Annotated in this window: 16 protein-coding genes; 10 read left to right on the forward strand and 6 right to left on the reverse strand. The window is 50.8% G+C overall.

Annotated features, from left to right (window positions below; translation table 11 throughout):
- Nucleotides 1-13 precede the first annotated feature (13 nt).
- Genes C5S61_RS08225 through C5S61_RS08245 form a run of 5 tightly spaced genes read right to left on the reverse strand, consistent with a single transcriptional unit; the run spans nt 14 to nt 3,675 of the window.
- Nucleotides 14-580 (reverse strand): DJ-1/PfpI family protein, encoded by a 567-nt coding sequence (locus C5S61_RS08225; protein ID WP_110514587.1) that lies wholly within the window; start codon nt 578-580, stop codon nt 14-16.
- A gap of 6 nt (nt 581-586) precedes the next feature.
- Nucleotides 587-865, reverse strand: coding sequence for an acylphosphatase (locus C5S61_RS08230; RefSeq protein WP_110514588.1), 279 nt, complete (start codon nt 863-865; stop codon nt 587-589).
- A gap of 16 nt (nt 866-881) precedes the next feature.
- Nucleotides 882-1,916 (reverse strand): STAS domain-containing protein, encoded by a 1,035-nt coding sequence (locus tag C5S61_RS08235; RefSeq protein ID WP_110514589.1) that lies wholly within the window; start codon nt 1,914-1,916, stop codon nt 882-884.
- A 26-nt stretch (nt 1,917-1,942) separates the two neighbouring features.
- The gene (gene mnmE / locus C5S61_RS08240; RefSeq protein ID WP_110514590.1) at nt 1,943-3,307 is read right to left on the reverse strand and encodes a tRNA uridine-5-carboxymethylaminomethyl(34) synthesis GTPase MnmE; all 1,365 of its coding nucleotides are present in this window, start codon (nt 3,305-3,307) and stop codon (nt 1,943-1,945) included.
- On the reverse strand, nt 3,307-3,675 hold the full coding sequence (locus C5S61_RS08245) for a hypothetical protein (protein WP_110514591.1): 369 nt from the start codon (nt 3,673-3,675) through the stop codon (nt 3,307-3,309). Before C5S61_RS08245 ends, mnmE begins: the two co-directional genes overlap by 1 nt.
- 807 nt (nt 3,676-4,482) lie before the next feature.
- On the opposite strand from C5S61_RS08245, the gene C5S61_RS08250 reads away from it, so the two are divergent.
- The 5 genes from C5S61_RS08250 (at nt 4,483) to C5S61_RS08270 (ending at nt 13,102) form a co-directional block, all read left to right on the forward strand.
- Nucleotides 4,483-5,775, forward strand: coding sequence for a cation:proton antiporter (locus tag C5S61_RS08250; protein ID WP_110514592.1), 1,293 nt, complete (start codon nt 4,483-4,485; stop codon nt 5,773-5,775).
- A gap of 40 nt (nt 5,776-5,815) precedes the next feature.
- Nucleotides 5,816-6,181 carry a hypothetical protein gene (locus C5S61_RS08255; RefSeq protein ID WP_110514593.1) on the forward strand — a complete coding sequence of 122 codons (366 nt, stop codon included), beginning with the start codon at nt 5,816-5,818 and terminating at the stop codon, nt 6,179-6,181.
- 431 nt (nt 6,182-6,612) lie between these two features.
- Nucleotides 6,613-8,247: a hybrid sensor histidine kinase/response regulator gene (locus C5S61_RS08260; RefSeq protein ID WP_110514594.1), complete on the forward strand. Its 1,635-nt coding sequence runs from the start codon at nt 6,613-6,615 to the stop codon at nt 8,245-8,247.
- Between the two features lie 4 nt (nt 8,248-8,251).
- Nucleotides 8,252-11,128 carry a GAF domain-containing protein gene (locus C5S61_RS08265; protein ID WP_110514595.1) on the forward strand — a complete coding sequence of 959 codons (2,877 nt, stop codon included), beginning with the start codon at nt 8,252-8,254 and terminating at the stop codon, nt 11,126-11,128.
- A gap of 117 nt (nt 11,129-11,245) precedes the next feature.
- Nucleotides 11,246-13,102, forward strand: a complete 1,857-nt coding sequence (locus tag C5S61_RS08270) for an arylsulfotransferase family protein (protein WP_110514596.1) — start codon at nt 11,246-11,248, stop codon at nt 13,100-13,102.
- Nucleotides 13,103-13,141: 39 nt separating this feature from the next.
- On the opposite strand, the gene C5S61_RS08275 is transcribed toward C5S61_RS08270, so the two are convergent.
- Nucleotides 13,142-13,606, reverse strand: coding sequence for a hypothetical protein (locus C5S61_RS08275; protein WP_110514597.1), 465 nt, complete (start codon nt 13,604-13,606; stop codon nt 13,142-13,144).
- A gap of 113 nt (nt 13,607-13,719) precedes the next feature.
- On the opposite strand from C5S61_RS08275, the gene C5S61_RS08280 reads away from it, so the two are divergent.
- Genes C5S61_RS08280 through C5S61_RS08300 form a run of 5 tightly spaced genes read left to right on the forward strand, consistent with a single transcriptional unit; the run spans nt 13,720 to nt 18,818 of the window.
- Entirely contained in the window at nt 13,720-14,793 is a 1,074-nt protein-coding gene (locus tag C5S61_RS08280; protein ID WP_110514598.1) for a hypothetical protein, read from the forward strand.
- A gap of 20 nt (nt 14,794-14,813) precedes the next feature.
- Nucleotides 14,814-15,899, forward strand: coding sequence for a hypothetical protein (locus tag C5S61_RS08285; RefSeq protein WP_110514599.1), 1,086 nt, complete (start codon nt 14,814-14,816; stop codon nt 15,897-15,899).
- A 17-nt stretch (nt 15,900-15,916) separates the two neighbouring features.
- Nucleotides 15,917-17,002 carry a tetratricopeptide repeat protein gene (locus C5S61_RS08290; protein ID WP_110514600.1) on the forward strand — a complete coding sequence of 362 codons (1,086 nt, stop codon included), beginning with the start codon at nt 15,917-15,919 and terminating at the stop codon, nt 17,000-17,002.
- Between the two features lie 17 nt (nt 17,003-17,019).
- Nucleotides 17,020-18,153: a hypothetical protein gene (locus C5S61_RS08295; protein ID WP_110514601.1), complete on the forward strand. Its 1,134-nt coding sequence runs from the start codon at nt 17,020-17,022 to the stop codon at nt 18,151-18,153.
- On the forward strand, nt 18,153-18,818 hold the full coding sequence (locus C5S61_RS08300; protein ID WP_110514602.1) for a DUF6915 family protein: 666 nt from the start codon (nt 18,153-18,155) through the stop codon (nt 18,816-18,818). The genes C5S61_RS08295 and C5S61_RS08300 overlap by 1 nt, the downstream gene beginning before the upstream one ends.
- Nucleotides 18,819-18,833 lie beyond the last annotated feature (15 nt).

The raw sequence follows: 18,833 nt of genomic DNA on the forward strand, positions 1-18,833 counted from the left end.
CTCGGCTACGACCCTAGCGCCATTCGATGCGCTCGGCAACTTGGGCACGCAGTTCTGGGTTAAACCAGGTTTCTAGCAAGGCAAGCGCCAAATCGATGCCTGCTGAAACGCCCGCCGAGCTAGCAATTGGCGGCGCGATGATATAGCGCTGTTCACGCTCGACCATAATCTGGCTATTTTCGGCCAAAAGATCAAAGGCGGTGTAATGGGTTGTGGCTCGTTGGCCATCGAGCAAGCCAGCAGCCGAAAGCACCAAGGCCCCAGTGCAAACCGAAACAACCCAGCCCCGATCACGCTGTTGGCGCAAATAATCGAGAATCAGGTTGTTGTGTCGGGCATGCGTCCGTGCACCAAGCCCACCTGGCACCAACACTACATCAAAAGCTGGCGCATCGGCAAAGCCATAATCTGGCTGAATTTTCAGGCCATAACGGGCTTTGACAGTTTGGGCTTGCTCGGCAACCGTATTGACCGTCAGATCAACCCAATTGCTGGCCATGCCAAACACTTCCATTGGCCCGATAAAATCCAATTCCTCTGCATCGTTGAACAGCAAGATGCCAATTGATTTAATTGTCATTGTTGGTTACCACGCAATATCAAAAGTTGGCTCGCGATGGGTTGCTTCTTCCCACGTGACTTCAACATGTTGCACTTTAGCATGCACTGGGCCGCTATAGCACCAGCTAATCATGCGCTGCACGCCTGCTTGGCTACCCTCGAAGATTGCTTCGACGCTGCCGTCGGGCAGGTTTTTGACCCAACCGCCAACCTTGGCCAAACGCGCTTGGTCGCGGCAATTAGCGCGAAAATTCACCCCCTGCACGGTTCCGGTCACAATCACATGGGCGCGGGTTGTTTCCACACAATCCCCCTTATGCTTAGGTTGAACGAAGTTCTAAGGCTGCCGCCAGGGTTGGTGCAGATAGCACGTTTTGGCGGTTGAGCTTTAACTTTACCATCATTGGCGCGACTTCTGGTTGCAATCCAGCCAAAATCACGCGTGCTCCCAACAATCGTGCGCCTTGGATAATCCGTTCGAGCATCGTCAACAACGTTTCCGAGGCTGCTGGCACGCTGGTCAGATCAAGAATTAAGGTGTTGGCTCGTTGTTCGTGCAGATAGCTAAGCAAGGAAGCTTCCACCGCTTCTGCCCGTTGGGCATCGAAGCCGCCGATTAATGGCAGCACCACCACATCATCGCCAACAGGCAGGGCTGCCACGGTCAGCGCATCCACGGTTTGGCGCAAGGTCGTTTCAGTTGAAACTAATTGTTGATTTGAGGTTTCTAAGCGAATCGCCAACGTGGCTAGCTCATCGGAGCGTTGCTGCATAGCTTGGCGCGATTGCTCCAACGCTTGTTCACGCTGATTAATCACGTGCATCAGCGCAGCAATAATCACTCCCGTGCCAATCAGCAAAATCGTTTGCGAAACCATGGCTAAATATTTGTAATTGTCGCTAACACTCATCATCAGTAACGAATCGGCATCGTTAAAGCCCCACGTGCGATTCATTTCGATACTGATGGCAATTAGATGGGTAAAAATACTAATTGCCACCGCTGCGAAAATCCAACGCCCACGAGCCAAAATAAAGCCAGCCCCAACCAATTCAATACAAATAGTTGCAAAATGATACGAGACAAAGCCGCCAACATTATGATTGATCATTGCGACGGTAATTGAACTGGCAAAGTGCAACAATAAGGTTAATGGATACAGATTATTGGGCTTGACCAGAAAAATATACCCAACGATGAGCAAGCCATGCACAATCGCCACATAAAAATTAATCTGCGAATGCACATTTTCCCAACCGATAATGGGAATTGGCAGAAACAGCGCTGTAATGCCGAGCATAATCCGAGCGTAAAGTTTGGCGCGTTCGACGGGTAGCTGCTTTGAATCTAGCACGGGCTTGCTCCTTGCGGGTTGGGCAGTTATTTGCCAATACAGAAGCGACTAAAGATCATATTCAATAAATCATGCTCGACCGTTTCGCCAGTAATTTCACCCAAGCTGGCAATGGCCTCATGCAAATCGATGGCAATCAGATCAACTGGGCGACCTTCTTGAAAGCCTTGGATGGCTTGCTCAAGGGCGGCGTTGGCGCGGCGCAGGGCATCGCGGTGGCGTGGATTGGTCACTAAACGGGCATCGCTGAGCGGCAAACCACCAAGCAATTGCTCAGCGACCATTGTACCTAAATAATCCAAGCCCGTGCCAGCCTGCGACGAGATTGCGATGCTGCCTCGGAGCGCAGGATGGGTTTGGCGAATTGGGGCCAAATCGGCGTGGTGGCCCAAATCATCCTTGGTCGCAATCAAAATAGTTGGGCGTTCGTGGGTTAATTGGGCAATCGCCAGATCCTCGGCGCTCAACGGCTGCGAGCCATCAATCAAAAGCAACACCAAATCGGCCTTGCTCAAGGCTGCCCGCGAGCGCTCAACGCCAATTCGCTCAACCACATCGTCGGTCTCGGTAATGCCCGCAGTGTCGATCAGCACCACCGGAATGCCGCCAAGATTGGCGGTTTCTTCCAAGGTGTCGCGGGTTGTGCCTGGAATCGCAGTCACGATTGCGCGTTCGGTGCGCAACAAAGCATTCATCAAACTCGATTTGCCAGCGTTTGGGCGACCAACCAGCGCCGCCCGTGCCCCTTCGCGCACGACCACCCCTTGATCGGCTCCGGCCAATAGTTGGCTGAGCAGGAGCTGGGCTTGTTGTAACGGCGGCAGCAATTCCTCGCTTGGCACATCATCTTCGGGGAAATCGGTTAGTGCAGTAACATAGGCCAGCGGATACATCAACTGCTCGCGCAGGCTGCGCAAATCGCGCGAAAGCCCACCACCAAGCTGATCGAGCGCTAAACTCAGGCCCAAATTGGTTTGGGCTTCGATCACATCGAGGGTTGCTTCAGCTTGGGCCAAATCAATGCGGCCATTGGCAAACGCTCGCAAGCTAAATTCGCCTGGATTGGCCAAGCGTGCCCCATGAGCCAAAGCCAAGCTGAGGGTTCGGCGCAACGGCAGCGGGCCGCCATGGCAATGAATTTCAAGAATATCTTCGCCGGTGAAGGAACGTGGGCCTTTGAAAAAAACCGCCAACACTTCATCGACAACCTGGCCTTGTTCATCGACCACATGGCCATAGCGCATTTGGTAGGAGCGCCAAACGCCTTTGCGCCGCGGTTTGATCACGGCTTGGGCGATGGCGAGGCTTTGCGGGCCGCTAACCCGAATAATTCCAACCCCACCAACCCCGGGTGGAGTAGCCAATGCGGCAATCGTATCTGCATAGAGCATTAGCGCAACCTCGATGTGTTGGTTAATGGCGTGGTTGGCGGCATGCCCTGCACATGGCAAAAACCACAGGTTGGCGCAAAGCTATGGTTAAAACTGGGCGCGGTTGGCAGCCCAGCGTTATGACAAGTTTTACAATCAGCGACCGCAACCGTAACATCGTGGTTGGGCAATTCTTTGACATCGGGGCCATAGGCTGCACCAAAGGCAAACACCCAAGTTGCCACAATCACCAAACCAGTCATGGCAAACATCAAACGCATGGGCCAACTGCGCATCATGGCGCGGTAGCGGGCGCGAGCAGCTTCTTTATCGAACACTGGCGCAGCATCTGGCTGCTCGTCGGGCAGCATTTCAGGTGCATCGCTCATAGGGCAACATCCTTACTAGCATCAAGCGAATAGCAGTATCCGCTAGATCATATCATACTTGGGATTACGGGTTAGGGGCACGACATGAAGAACATAGAACATAGAGCATAGAACATAAAATCAAAAATAATCTGTGGAATCTGTGGCTAAAAAAATAATCATTCGTGCAATTTGTGGAATTCGTGGCTAAAAAATCAGGCTTCGTGTCGTTCGTGGATTACTATTTCAACGCAGAGGCGCAGAGCACCGAAGGATGAAGGCAAGAAAGAACATAGAGCATAGAACATAGAGCTTGGGGATCGGTTGGTGGGGACTGGGGATCGGTGACGGGGCTATTGGCTTATGGCTATCGGCTATGGGAACACACGAACCTAATCATAATAATCTGTGGAATCTGTGGCCAACAGAAAGGATGAAGGATGAAGTCATTCCCACCCTTCGCGATCTTCGCGATCTTCGTATTTTCAGGCTTCGTGCTCTTCGTGTCCTTCGTGGATCAAATATTTAACGCAGAGGAACGATGGCTATAGGCTTCAGGCTGTCGGCTATCGGAACAATTGGTAGAATGATCCTGGATTCAATAGCCAAAAGCCAATAGCCCATAGCTAATTTCCCTTCGTGGATCAATATCCATCGTTTGACCAAGCCGATTTTTTCGGGTACAGTGCTTGATACAGGGCCATGCCCAAAGTGAATATCGTCTCGTCGCCGAGACAACCATGGTGGAGTCAGTCGCAGTAATGCGGCTTTTTTAGTTTAGTTTTGGTTGCGTTTGCTGGCCCCAAAGCAGCCAACAAGGAGCTTCGCATGTCGCTGATCGTGGTTCAAGCCAATGCTGCACCAGCGCCAGCAGCCGCTGCTGGTGATGGCATGTCGCCGCTGTTGCAATTGGTGCTAGCGTTGGCGGTGTTGATTGCCGCTGCCAAAATTGGTGGGCTTATCAGCACCAAACTCAAGCAGCCAGCAGTTTTAGGCGAGCTTTTAGTGGGAATTTTGCTTGGACCTAGTGTGCTGAATTTTCTGCAACTTGGCTTTTTTACCAGCCCCCACTTGCAAACAACCGTCTTTGAAATTGCCGAAATTGGCGTGATTTTCTTGATGTTTGTGGCTGGGCTTGAGGTCAAATTGCCTGATCTGTTGGCGGCAGGCAAAGTTTCGACCATCGCAGGCGTGCTGGGTGTGATCATCCCGTTGCTTGGAGGTTTTGCGCTGGCTTGGTTTTGGCCCAACAACTACTCGTTCACCAAAAGCCTGTTTATTGGCATTTTGCTGACCGCAACCAGCGTTTCAATTTCAGCCCAGACCTTGCTGGAGCTAGGCAAATTGCGTTCGCGGGTTGGTTTATCGCTGCTGGGGGCGGCAATTGTCGATGATGTTTTGGTGATTGTGCTGCTTTCGACCTTTGTGGCCTTGACTGCTAGCAGCGGCGGCGGCATTATGACGGTGCTAAGTATTGTGGGCGTAATGCTACTTTATTTCGTCGTGATGAGCATTTTCGGGCTGCGCGCATTGCCATGGCTCATGCGTAAAGCTGCTAAATTGCCAATTAGCCAACCGCTGGTGAGCAGCGCGATTGTGCTGGTGCTGATTGCAGCATGGAGTGCAGAAGCCTTGGGTGGCGTTGCTGCCATTACTGGCGCATTTTTGATTGGCGTATTTCTTGGTCGCACGCCCTATCACAACCGAATTGAGGATGGCATGCAAACGTTGACCTACGCCTTCTTTGTGCCAATCTTCTTTGCCAGCATCGGCTTGCATGCCAATATTTTTGCCTTACCAAGCGATTTGGTGGTATTTGCAGCATTACTGTGTCTGATTGCGATTGTGAGCAAAATTATTGGTTGTGGCTTGGGCGCGAAACTTGGCGGCATGAATAATAAAGAATCGTTGCAGGTTGGCTTGGGCATGATTTCGCGTGGCGAAGTTGGCTTGATTGTCGCTAGCGTCGGCATTCGCCAAGGAATTATTGGCGAAGATGTGTTTGCTATGACCGTGCTGATGGTGTTGGTAACAACCTTGGTCACGCCGTTAGTCTTACGTTGGTCGTTTGGCAACGAGCAAACGCCGAAAGCAGAAACGCCAAGCCCGCAACCAAACTAAAATCAATTCTCGTCAGTGTTGTAGCAAAGGAGCAATTGCCATGAATCAAGGCCAATTAGAAACATTGATCTTTATTTTAAATGATGTTGATCTCTTAAATGAGGTATTGCGGGCGTGGGAAGAGCAAGGCGTGCGCGGCGTTACGGTGCTACGCAGCACAGGTCTTGGCCGAATTGGCAATGCGTTGTATCGCGATGATGCACCCTTGTTTCCCTCGTTGCGCGAATTGCTTGAGGACGATGAGATGCACCATTTTACGCTGCTAACCGTGGTGCAAAGCAGCCAAGTTGAGCATTTGGTCGCAGTCACCGAGCAAATCACTGGCTCGCTGAATAATCCCAATACGGGCTTTATTGTGACAATGCCCGTTGGGCGGGTCTTTGGTGGCACACGCAATTTTGAGTAGGCCGAGGGATCAGGGTTCAGGGGTTAGGGGCCAGAAGGCGTGAAACCGCGAAGAGCGCGAAGAGCGCGAAGGACGATAGGCTGATGGCGATAGGCTATTGGCTATTGGCTTTTGGCTTTTGGCTTTTAGCTTTTGATTTACCAACCCATGTCCGCTAGCCCAAAGCCTGTAGCCCATCGCAATGGCCCTCTAAGTTTTGCTTTTTGACTTTTGACTTTTGCTATGCCAACCCATGTCTGCTAGCCCACAGCCCGTAGCCCATCGCCATTTGCTTTCTGACTTTTGCCTTTTGACTTTTGACTTTTGCCTTTTCCTTCATCCCTCATCCTTCATCCTTCATCCTTCGGCTAATCCGTCCTTGCGTTCTACGCTTCTCTGTCGTATGATTTTGGCGAGAATCTCCTTGTTGAGCATTGTAGAACGGCGAGCCTATGGCAAGTGGTCAAGAAACGATTCTAGTAATCGACGATAGTGAAGCAATTCGGGTGAAACTTCAGGCTCAATTGCGTTCGCTGGGCTATCAGGTCGTGTTGGCTGAAACTGGGCGAAATGGGCTGAACGCAATCAGCCAGCATCATCCCCACCTCATTTTGCTCGATTATCAACTGCCTGATACAACTGGGTTGGATTTACTGCGCAAGCTGCGCACCGATGGCAACACTGTGCCAATTTTGCTCATGACCGCTGAAGGCTCGGAACGGATCGCCGTGACGGCCTTCAAAATGGGCGTGCGCGATTATTTGATCAAGCCATTCGAGCCGCAAGATGTTGCTCAGGCAATCGATCGGGCGCTGCGTGAGTGGCGTTTGCAACGTGAAAAAGAAATTTTGCTTGGCCAATTACAAGGCCAAGTGCGCCAATTAACCGTGTTGCATCGCGTCGGTAAAGCGGTAACCGCCCAACTCGATGCCAGCAATTTGTTGGAACGAATTGTTGAAGCCTCGGTTTTTCTTTCGAATGCAGACGAAGGTTTTGTCCAATTAATTGATGATAATCAGTTGGTTGTGCGAGCCTCGCATAATATTAATCCCTTACATTTGCGTGAGCTGAGTAAGCACACCGATTATGAGTTGGCAACGCGCACAATCAAAACCAACAAACCAATTCGGATTAATTCCGAGCGCGATGGGATTCGCGTGCAAGCCAATTATCTGGCCCAAGCTGTGCTGATGGTGCCATTGTTGGTTGGCACCGAAGCCTTGGGCGTATTGACCGTGGCTGCGACAACCCATCGGCGCAACTTCGACGAAGGCGATGAGCGTTTGATGCAAATGCTCGCCGACTATGCCTCGATTGCCTTGCACAATGCTCGCACCTATAGCACGCTGCGCGAAACCCAAGGCCGCTTGGTCGAGGCCGAAAAGCTGTCGGGCATGGGCCGTATGGCGGCTTCGCTGGCTCACGAAATCAACAATCCACTGGCGATTATTCGCTCGGGCTTGGAGTTGGTGGCGCAGCAACACACGCCTGGCAGTGCCCTTGGCGATTTGGTGCAAGGGCTTGATGAAGAAGTGGCGCGGATTGCGCGCTTGCTCTATACCCTGGTTAATTTTTATCAGCCCAATAATGATGGTGTGCCGCCTGATCTCAATCATTTGATTATTTCATTGATGCACATTACCAAGCCGCAACTTGATAAAGCCAATGTTAAACTCTATCAAGAGTTGGCAACCGATTTGCCAGCGCCAAACATTAGTAGCGATGCCTGTAAGCAAGTGCTGATCAATCTGGTGCGCAATGCAATTGACGCAATGCCCGATGGCGGCAAATTGACCATTCGTTCGGCGCATCAAAAGGGCCAAATTTTTATCAATGTTGAAGATACAGGCATTGGGATTCCGCCTGAACATCGCGAACGTATTTTTGAGCCATTCTTTAGCACTAAAGGTGTGACGGGAACTGGGCTTGGGCTTTCGGTTGTGTATGGGATTTTGCAACAAGTTGGCGGCGCAATTTCGGTCGAAAGCACCGTGGATAAAGGCTCGAACTTTACCTTGCGCATCCCAGTTGCCGCCCAACGCAGCCAATCGCCCGATCTTGATTCCGATGAATTGTTGATTGGTTAATCCGATGAATGAGTTGCCATTACAGATCTTGGTGGTCGATGACGAGCCACGTTTAAGTGGCCAGTTGCGGTTGTTATTGGAAGGGCAAGGCTACAGCGTTACCACTGCGGTTGGGGGTGCTGCCGGAATTGCCACGCTCCAAGCAAGCGACGTTGATGTCGTGCTGACTGATGTCACCATGCCTGATGTTGATGGCTATACGGTGTTGCAATGGGTGCGCGAAAATCGCCCAGACATGCCGATTATCGTCATGACTGGCTATGGTTCGCTGGAAAGTGCCACCCGTGCGCTACGCCTCGGGGCTTACGATTATATTTTGAAGCCCTTTTCGTTGCCAACCGTGCAAGCTGCCTTGAATCGCGCTTCGGCAGCGGTTGCCAAACGCCGCGCCGACGGCCAGCGCACCGCTGAGCTTTCAGCCATTGCCGCAATTGCTCGCCAAATGGGCCGCTCGTTGGAGCCGGTCGCGATGGCCGATGCAACGCTCAGCGCAATTGCCGAATCGACAGGCGCTCAAGTTGCCTTGCTCTACACCGCTGCCGAAAATGGCATGCGCTGGCATTTATGGCGACACGTTGGCTTGAATGAGCAACTTATTCAACAATTAGCCGAATTGTTTCCGCCCAGCCCATTGAGCAAAGCCACGATTGTTTGGGAAGATCGCCCGCCGTGGCTAGCCGAAATGCCCTACGAATTATTGCAAGGCATTTGTAGCAGCGTCGGCGGCAAAGTTGCTTGGGGCGCATTGCCGCTCGATGCAGGCCCGCAAGCGCTGATGTCGCTGGTTCTGGTTGGTTCGAGCCGCAAAACCCAAGCATGGTCGCCGCCATTTTTAATTTCCTTGGGCAATGCCTTGAGCATGGCGCTAGTCAATACACGGCTGTTTAATGCAGTACGCGAAGAGCGCGACCGTTTGCGCTTGCTGTATGGCATTAGCCGCGAATTAGCTAGCTCGCTCGACCCCGACCAATTGCTCTCGCGGATTATTCAACACACGGTGGCGGCAGTCAATGCAGAGCGTGGCAGCATCATCATTTCATCGCAAGATGGCCGCACCACCCAGCGCATCGTCGCCCGCTATGGCATGGATCAATCGGTGACTGAATCGGTGGCGGCAGCCTTATTGCAAGCTGGGCTTTCGGGCTGGGTGTTTCGCCAGCGCGAAGCAGCTCGTATCGCCGATGTGCGGGTTGATAAGCGTTGGGTCGAATTGCCCTCAACCCGTGGCCGTGTACGTTCGGCCTTGGCGGTTCCGCTGTTACGCGAAGATCAAGTGCTGGGTGTGATGACCTTGACCCACCCACGGATCGATCATTTCAGCGCTGCCGATTTGGAATTGGTGCGCTCGGTTTCGGCCCAAGCAGCAGTGGCGATTGAAAATGCCAATTTGTTTGCTGAGCTTGAGCAACGAGTGTTTGATTTAGAGGGCTTGAATTCGACCAGTCGCGAATTGGCTAGCTCGCTTGATCCGCTAGAAGTAGCACGCAAAGTGGCCTATCGCTGTGCCGAAATGCTGGCTGCGCCGATGGTTGCGCTGTTACATGTTGATGATAAACGAGGAACGTTACCCTTAGTTTCGTTAATTAATGGCCAAGAGCAACCGCTGCTGAAATTAGGGCCAATTAGTGCAGCCCTGAATGACCAAGAGCCAGTGCTCTTAACTTCGGCAGGCAGCCAAATTGAGCTTTTGGTCAATAACGAAGAGCCATTAGGCGAAAGCTGGATCGGCGTGCCACTGATGCTTGGCGATGGCATTAATGGCTTGTTGATTGCCGCCGATGAGCGCCGCGATGCCTTCGATGCCTACGAACGCCAATTATTGACGGCGTTGGCGGGACAAGCAGCAGTTGCCATGGAAAGCGCGCGGCTGTATGTGACGGCTTCCGAGGAGCGCACGCTCTTGGCAGCGGTGATTGAATCGGTCAGTGACGGTATTTTGCTGACTGATGAAGGCCAAATTGTGGTTGCCAACCCTGCTGCTGGCGCGATTGCTGGCGTTTCAAATAGTCGTTTGGTCAACCAACCATTGCTAACATTCTTCCCAATGTTGGCAATCTTGGCACGCCGTGAAGATCACGAAAGCAAAGAAATCGCGATCAACAATCGCTACTATGCGGTTAATACAGCGCCCTTGCAAAACAGCTCGTTGGGCGGCCAAGTGATTGTGCTGCAAGATATTACCCATTTCAAAGAGCTAGACCAAATCAAGAGCCGCTTTGTTTCGATGGTTTCGCACGACCTTAAATCGCCATTGACCGCGATTCAAGGCTATGCTCAATTGGTTGCCGATGGCCATATGGGCACAGTCAACGAGATGCAGCGCGATGCCTTGCAAGCAGTGGTGCGCAACACCGGAGCAATGACCGCCTTGATTAGCGATTTGCTCGATTTGGGCAAAATCGAAGCAGGAATTGGCATTTCGCCGCAAGAAACCGATCTGTCGGTGGTCCTACGCGAAGTGATCGATGAATTGAAACTGCGAGCCAAGCAGGGGCAAATCAGCGTCCAGCCAGAAATTCCGCCAAGTTTGCCATTATTAGCCGATCCATCGCGCATGCGCCAAGTTTTTACCAATATTCTCTCGAATGCGATCAAATACACCCCAGCAGGCGGCAAGGTGTTGGTCAAAGCGAGCAATGGCGATACCAAAGTGCATGTGCAAATTCAAGATAGCGGTTTGGGCATTCCCGAGGATTCATTGCCGCATATTTTCGAGCGCTTCTATCGCGTCAAGCGCGATATTGATTCGCCAGTGGAAGGCACGGGCCTTGGGCTAGCCATTACCAAGAGCATTGTCGATGAGCATGGCGGCACAATCGAGGTGCAAAGCAGCATTGGCCAAGGCACAACCTTCAACGTCTACCTTCCCCAACACAAATAAATCCAAACAGGGCAGCCCAACCTGCCCTGTTTTTTTATGAGCATCGCCCCTTTGATGCTCGCTTAAGCCTTACGGTAGCCCAATTGTGGGTTGCTTAGTCTAAGGAGGAAGCTAGCAATGCGACAATTTTTTGGATGCGCCTGCGTCCTACTCGTGATGCTGAGTTTCAGTTTATCCCCGCGCCAGCCCGCTCAAGCGGCCCCCATGATCGAATATCGCGACCCTGTGCCATTGGCCAAGGCGGTAAACCCAAACACGACAATTGCAATCCGCCTAGGGCCGCAGTTAACCAAAGCCACAGTTGCAACGCTTGATTTCCAAGTGCTCGGCGCGCAGAGTGGCTTGCATCAAGGCAGCGTTGTGCTCGCCGAGGATCAACGCACCATCATCTTCAAGCCAACCATAGCTTTTAGCTTTGGCGAAACTGTGAATGTCAGCATCAATAGCCCTGAACTTGCAGCGCTTGAGCAACAATCATGGTCGTTTACGGTTGTTGAGCGCTTGCTCGAACAGCCAAAGCAAAGCCAACAACTGCGCACCGAACAGGCCAGCAACCAAAGCCAACCAAGCAAATCGGCCCAGCCAACCGGCGGCATGCAAGCGCTCCGCACCTTGCCCTTCAACATTCCGCCATTAACCGTAACTTTAGCCATCAGCACTACGCCTGGCTATATTTTCATTAGCCCATTTGATTGGGTCAGCGATGTTACGCCCAATCGCTATTTGCTGATGCTGGATAACGCTGGCGCGCCGATTTATCATCATGGAGCAGGGGCTGGCGATTTCTTGCTCGATTTTCGCAAAATTGGTCCCAATCGGCTGACCTATTACGATAGTTCAACCCTCAAATACCACGTGCTCAATCAGCATTATCAAGAAGTTGCGAGCTATCAAGCTGGCAATGGCTATCAAATTGATTACCATGAATTGTTGCTTACCCCAGATAATCATGCCATTTTTATGATTTACGCAAATATTCCCTATGATTTAAGCCCATATGGCGGTGAGCAAAACGCAATTCTGACTGAATTAGTGCTTCAGGAGCTGGATGCGGCGGGCAATGTGGTTTTTCAGTGGCGTTCATCTGAGCATATTCCAGTTGGCGATAGTAGCCATAGTTTAGCCGGCAGCGCGCCGGTTGATTATATTCATGGCAATGCGATTGAGGTTGATACTGATGGCCATTGGTTGATCTCCAGCCGCCATACTGATGAAATTACCAAGATCAATCGCCAAACGGGAGCGGTTATTTGGCGCTTTGGGGGCGAGGGCAATCAATTTCAATTTCTCGATAATAGTCCACGCTTCTTTCATCAGCACGATATTCGGCGCTTGGCCAATGGCAATATTATGCTCTACAACAATTGGAATAGCTTGCCACCAAGTGCCAATGCCTTCTCAATGGCCATGGAATATAAGCTCGATGAAATCAACAAAACTGCCCGTTTAGTCAAGAGCTTTCGCACCAATCCCGATCAATATGGCGTGGCCATGGGCAGTGCCCAACGGCTTGACAACGGCAATACAGGCGTTGGCTGGGGCAGCACAAGCACGCTCTATACTGAGTTTAATCAACTTGGTCAGACAGTTTTTGAGTTAACCACGCTTGAGCCAATCGTCAGCTATCGAGCCAAACGCTACGAATGGCAGGGACAGCCGATGTGGCCGCCAACCCTCGTGCCCGAAAGCAATGGCAACACCACAAGCTTGTACTATAGCTGGAATGGCGCAACCGAGGTTGCCGATTATCTGGTTTATACTGGACCAACCACAACCAGTTTGAGTTTGCAAAATACCACACCCAAAACCAGCTTTGAAACCAGCACAAGTCTGGCGAATAATGCCCACTGCTTTGTCCAAGTGCGAGCGCGCAATAGCCAAGGCACTGTTTTAGGCACCTCGGCAATTGCCTTTTTAGCCAGTGATAACTGTACGCCAAACCGCTTGTATTTGCCAAGCATCAGTATCCAATAGCGCTTGCAGCGCGGCAGGTAATTGAACAGTGCCGCGCTGCTACTCACAACGCGCAGGAATCGCTTGCTCACGATCAATCCGCTGGCAAATATACCAAAGCCCATCGGTTTTTTGCAGCAACAATTGGCTGGTCTGCGAGACAGTGTTACTAAGATCAAAATAATAGTGAACTTCGATCGTGGCATAATCGGCCTGGATATAGCGAGGTGCTTCATGAGTCATTGAATAGATTGGCCCATGGACTCGAAATGGCCCGCCATAGCCAGCAGCAAAACTTTGTTGATTATTGAGGGTAAAGCCAGCCCGCGCTTTGGGCGTATACAATGGCTCAATTTCAGCATAGTGCTGATTAATGCTCAACTCGCCCAACAATTGCACCACGCGTTCCGGTGCTTGTTGGGCAGTTTGATGGGTTGCATTAGCCAGCACTGCGGTTGGCTGGCTACTACCGCTACAAGCGCTCAACAAAAGCCAACAGCCGAAAATAACCAAGCGTCGTTGCATTACAAAGTCCTCTCTAGATTCTCATCAACCAGGCCTCTATCATACATTGTGACAGTATTTGACACAAGCATGTGCTATAGCTAGGCCGATTGATTTTGTGAGAGCAACGGCCTATGCCAGAATATCCCACCCTACGCATTGATACGCGTAGTTTACGCAATCGATTTGCCGCGATTCGGCAGCAAGCCAAGCACCAATCGGTCAAATCGCGTTATGGTGAGTTAGCTCGGATTGCCTATTTTCTGCGCGACCCCAAAGCACCCTACTATTTGCAAAAAGCAGCAGAATCCAAAGTATGGCATGCGAGCCGCTTAAATTTCTATCGGATGGCTGGCGATTGGGCGAGCATGCAAACGATCTATGCGCAATTGCTTCAGCAAGCAGCAACTGCTGAGCACAAGCAGTATGATCACTATCAGCGGGAAATATTCGAAGCCTTGTTTTGGCTCGGCAACGATCGCGAATGTAGCAACGCCTATCAACAGCAGGATGCGGTGCAGAATATACGACTCGCTGACATTATCAGCCAATTGGCCGAAGCGCGGCTCAATCGCAATTCACAGCAAGCCTTGGCAGTTGCCCAAGGTTTGTCCAGAACAATTCGCGATCAACGGCTTGAGCCATGGAGCGATTTATCATTTAATCACTGGGATTTGTACGAAATTGCCTGTCAGCAGCTTGATCCGCCGTTAGCAATCGATGGCCCAATCACAACCCCCTCGGATGACCTCGATTTGCGTTTGCTCGCATTGCTTAACGAGCAACAGATTGCAGCCTTGGAATGGTCAATCTACAACAACCAAGATCAGACTGACGAAGGCTTTTGCAGCTATATCTTGGCCAATGGCAGTCGGCGGCGCTTTGCCCAAGGCATTGATAACCCTGAACTGGAACGGATTGTTTGGGATTTATTAAACAATGATTGGCCATATCTCATGCCACCCCGCCAGCTTTCGGTCTATGGAATTTATCGGCTTGAGGTTGCAGAAGCGGCTGTCTATCACGTTGGCGATCTGTGGAGCTACTACGATTATGTGGAATTTCAGACCTGGAGTGAACTAGATTTTGAGGCAACTCCGCATCCCGACAACCCCGATGTCTATGTCTACTACTTTCCATACCCACGGGCCAAGGTGCTGCTGGAAGATTGGGCGCAAACCCAACGTGACATGGATCGTTTTCTCTAAACTTAATCGAGAGGAGTTTGATGAACCTCAAATACCCCAGCTTGCTGCTTAACCACCAAAGTTTGCTCAACACCATGCGGCAGTTGCAACCCAAAGAACCTGGCTTGCTACGAGCCAATGAATGGGTGAAACTCGCACGCTGTGCCTACTATTTGCGTGATCCACAGGCAGCGAGCTATTTGCGCCAAGCAGCCCAACAACAAGCAACCACAATCAACCAGCAGTTTGCTAGCTTAAATTTCTATCGGATGGCTGGCGATTTGGATGCAATGCACGAATGCTTTCAAAAACTGCCAACCATGCCAGTTAATGTAAGCCAATGGCAGCAAAAAAACTATCATTGGAATTATTTTCAAGCCTTATTTTGGCTGGGCGACGATCACAAATTAATTGACTACTACTACCGTGAGTTTGCCTTGCAAGCGATTCAATTGGCGGGCATGATGATGCAATTGGCCGAAGCCCGACTCAAGCGCAATTTCCTGCAAGCCTTGACTGTTGCCCAACGGCTGGCAACGACAATTCGCGAGGAGCGAATCGAGCCATGGAGCAATCTGCCGCTGAATCCGTGGGATCTGTATGAGCTTAGTTGCCAGTTGCTCAACCCGCCACTCAGCATCGATGCCCCCGTGCTTGAAGTTAGCCCAAATCCCGCTCAGCGCTTAATTGAGCTGTTGCAAGCCCAACAGATTGTGGCGCTCGAATGGTCAATCTATAACAACAATGACGAAGCCGAGGAAGGCTACTGTTACTACCTTTTAGCCGATGGCACAACCCAGCTGTTTAATCAAGGCATGGCCAACCAAGAATTAGAGCGCTTGGTCTGGGATATGACGAATTTCGATTGGTCATTGCCTGGTTGGCAGCCCTATGGCCTCTATCGGCTTGAGGTAGCAAGCGCCAAGGTTCATTGTGTGGGCCAGATTTGGAGCCAATACGAACATGCAGCAATGGTTGAGAGCAAGAGCGAATGGTTGGGCGATTTACCAACCTATCCCACCAGCGAACATGTGCTAGATCCCGATTTGTTGGTTGTGTTGTTGCCCAATCCAGAAGAACGCATGCTCGATTTGAACCGCTGGAATGGCGAGCAACGGAGTTATTAGCTGTGAGTGGAGAAATAATGCAGATCGAATACCCGACCCTGCGCGTGAATCAACAACGCTTGCTCGATACTGCGCAACGAATGTACAAGCAAGCCCAAGCCAACAGTGAAATTAATGGCTTGAGCCAACCAGATTTTGCGCGTTGTTTATATTATTTGCGTAAACCGCAGGCCGCTGATTATTTGCGCCAAGTCGCGCAGAAACGGCCTAATTTGCTAAATTATGAAGCAGCGCGGATCAATTGGTATCGCCTAGCAGGCGATCAGGCAGCGATGCAAACCGTCTATCAGCAATTATTACACAAAGCAGCCAAAGCAGACCGCCGCGCGTATGCTGATTATCAAGTGCAAATCTTCCAAGCCCACTTTTGGCTCGCCAATGATCGCGAATGTATCCAGCTCTATCAACGCGAAGCCAGCCTGCAAGAATGGCCATTATTTGGTTTAATTGCCCAAATTGCTGAAGCCCGCTTAACTCGTAATCAGCAACGAGCCTTGGCAATGGCGCAGCGTTTCGCCCAAGAAATCCGCACCGAATTACTTGAACCTTGGGACGATTGGATACTCAATTATTGGGATCTCTATGAAATTTGCTGTGGCTTGCTCGACCCGCCGCTCCAACTCGATACCGCCTTGCTTGCGCCAGCCAGCAACCCGAGCCAACGCTTGCTTGAGCTATGCCGTGCCGAACAGGTTGTTGCCGTTGAATGGGCAACTTACAATAATCAGGATGAGGGCGAAATTGGCTATCAAAGCTATACCCTCGCCGATGGCACAACCAAATCGTTTGGGGAAGGCTTTGTCAACCAAGAATTAGAGCGCTTGGTGTGGGACATCATGAATTTTGATTGGTTTCAAGCACTATCCCAATATCAACAATATGGAATTTACCGGCTTGATGTTGCCAAAGCTGTTGTCAATCATGTGGGCGAGATTTGGACGAGCTACGATTACGACGAAATGGAAGCCCAAGGCTGGCTTGATGAAAATTATGCCCTCACGCCGCATCCTACCGATCCTGACTTGTATGTCATGTCTTTGCCTGAAGCACAACATCAAACCATTGATGTGACTTTTTGGCAGGGCGAACGGCGGAATTACTAGCTGTGAGTGGAGAAGCTATGGACTTAGAATACCCGAACCTGCGCTTGAATCAACAACGCTTGCACGAAATGGTGCAACAAATTTACAAAAATAACGAAACTCAACCGCAGGGTTCCTTCTATCAACTCCCCGAGTTAGCCCGCTGCCTGTATTATTTGCGTGATCCGCAGGCCGCTGACTATTTACGCCAAGCAGCTCAGAAACAAGCTCCAAGCATCATTTATAAAACAGCAATGATCGATTATGAAGCAGAGCGGATCAATTGGTATCGTCTAGCAGGCGATCGGGCCACAATGCAAAGGCTCTATCTGCAATTATTATACAAAGCAACCAAGGCCGACAATTCGGATTATGTCAGATATCAACCACAACTTTTCGCAGCTCACTTTTGGCTCGGCAACGATCGCGAATGTATCCAGCTCTATCTACAAGATTCAAACCTGCAAGAATGGTCAATCTGTGGCTGGATCGCCCAAATTGCTGAAGCACGCTTAACCAATAACCCACAACTGGCCTTAGAAATAGCGCGGCGCTGTGCGCGCGAAATCCGCGCCGAACGGGTTGAACCGTGGGATCATTGGGCAATGTATTGGGATTTGTACGAAATTTGCTGTGGATTACTCGACCCGCCGCTCAACATTGACCAACCGCTGGCTAGCGATGATCCGCTTGATAGCGACGGACGTATCGATTTGGCGCACCCTGCCGAACGCTTGATCGAGCTGTTGCAAGCAGAACAAATTACGAGCCTCGAATGGGCAATTTACAACAATCACGACGAGGCCGAAGTTGGCTATAGGCTCTATCGTTTAGCCGATGGAACCAGCAAACCGCTCAGTGAAGGCTTTATCAACCAAGAATTAGAGCGCTTGGTATGGGATTTCATGAATTTTGATTGGGCCGGAGCATTGCCAGAATATCAACCCCATGGCGTGTATCAGCTTGATATAGCCAACGCCATGGTCAATTATGTGGGCATGATCTGGAATGAATATGATTATGCAGAAGAGCAAGCCTACGAAATTAACTCTTTGCTCTATCCGGTAACAGTCCACCCTGCGAACCCAGAATTGTATGTGATGTATCTGCCTGAGGATCAACACCAAGGAGTTGATGTGGCCTTTTGGCATGGCGAACAGCGAGGCTATTGATGTCACATCCCTATTATCACGCTCGCAGCGCAGCCCAGCGCTGGGGCGGCATTTGGCAAGATTATTGGCCAATTGAACATTGGTTTGATAGCAGCAAAAGCTATTGTATCGATCCGCGCCATCGCATGCTGTTGCATCAGCCCTATGGCATCGAATTATGTCTAGCAATCTTTGGTGACGTTTGGCAACGCCCATCCGATCAACAAACCGTCGCCACTGAGTTAATTGCCAACCAGCATATTCAAGAGGATTTTGCTGGCACAGTGCCAAGCCTTGAGCAATGGTTTGCCAGCACTACTACGCCAGCGTGGCTACGCCCGCGAGCTTCGATTACTGAAATTTGTATGCAACGTTTTGGCGGCCACGAAACCGATTATGCCGACTTTGAAACGTGGTTTAATCGGCCAAGTCGTTATGGCGACGATCCCCACTATCAATTATTGGTGTTGAACACATTCGCAGCATTTTTGTGCGAGCAAACTTTAGGCGTGCTTTGGCAACGCCCATCGGATGCTAAGCCGTTTCCAACGCGGATTATTGCCGAAGCAATTATCAACCGCATATGTGGCGGCTATATTCCCGCACCGCTCGAAGTGCTCAAGTTCACGCCGGTTAAGCCATGGATGAGCCAAGGAGCTAAAGCCCTGTCACGCCAATTCGATTAAAATAATTGCTCACCC

Source organism: Herpetosiphon llansteffanensis, assembly GCF_003205875.1.
Taxonomy (GTDB): Bacteria; Chloroflexota; Chloroflexia; order Chloroflexales; family Herpetosiphonaceae; genus Herpetosiphon; species Herpetosiphon llansteffanensis.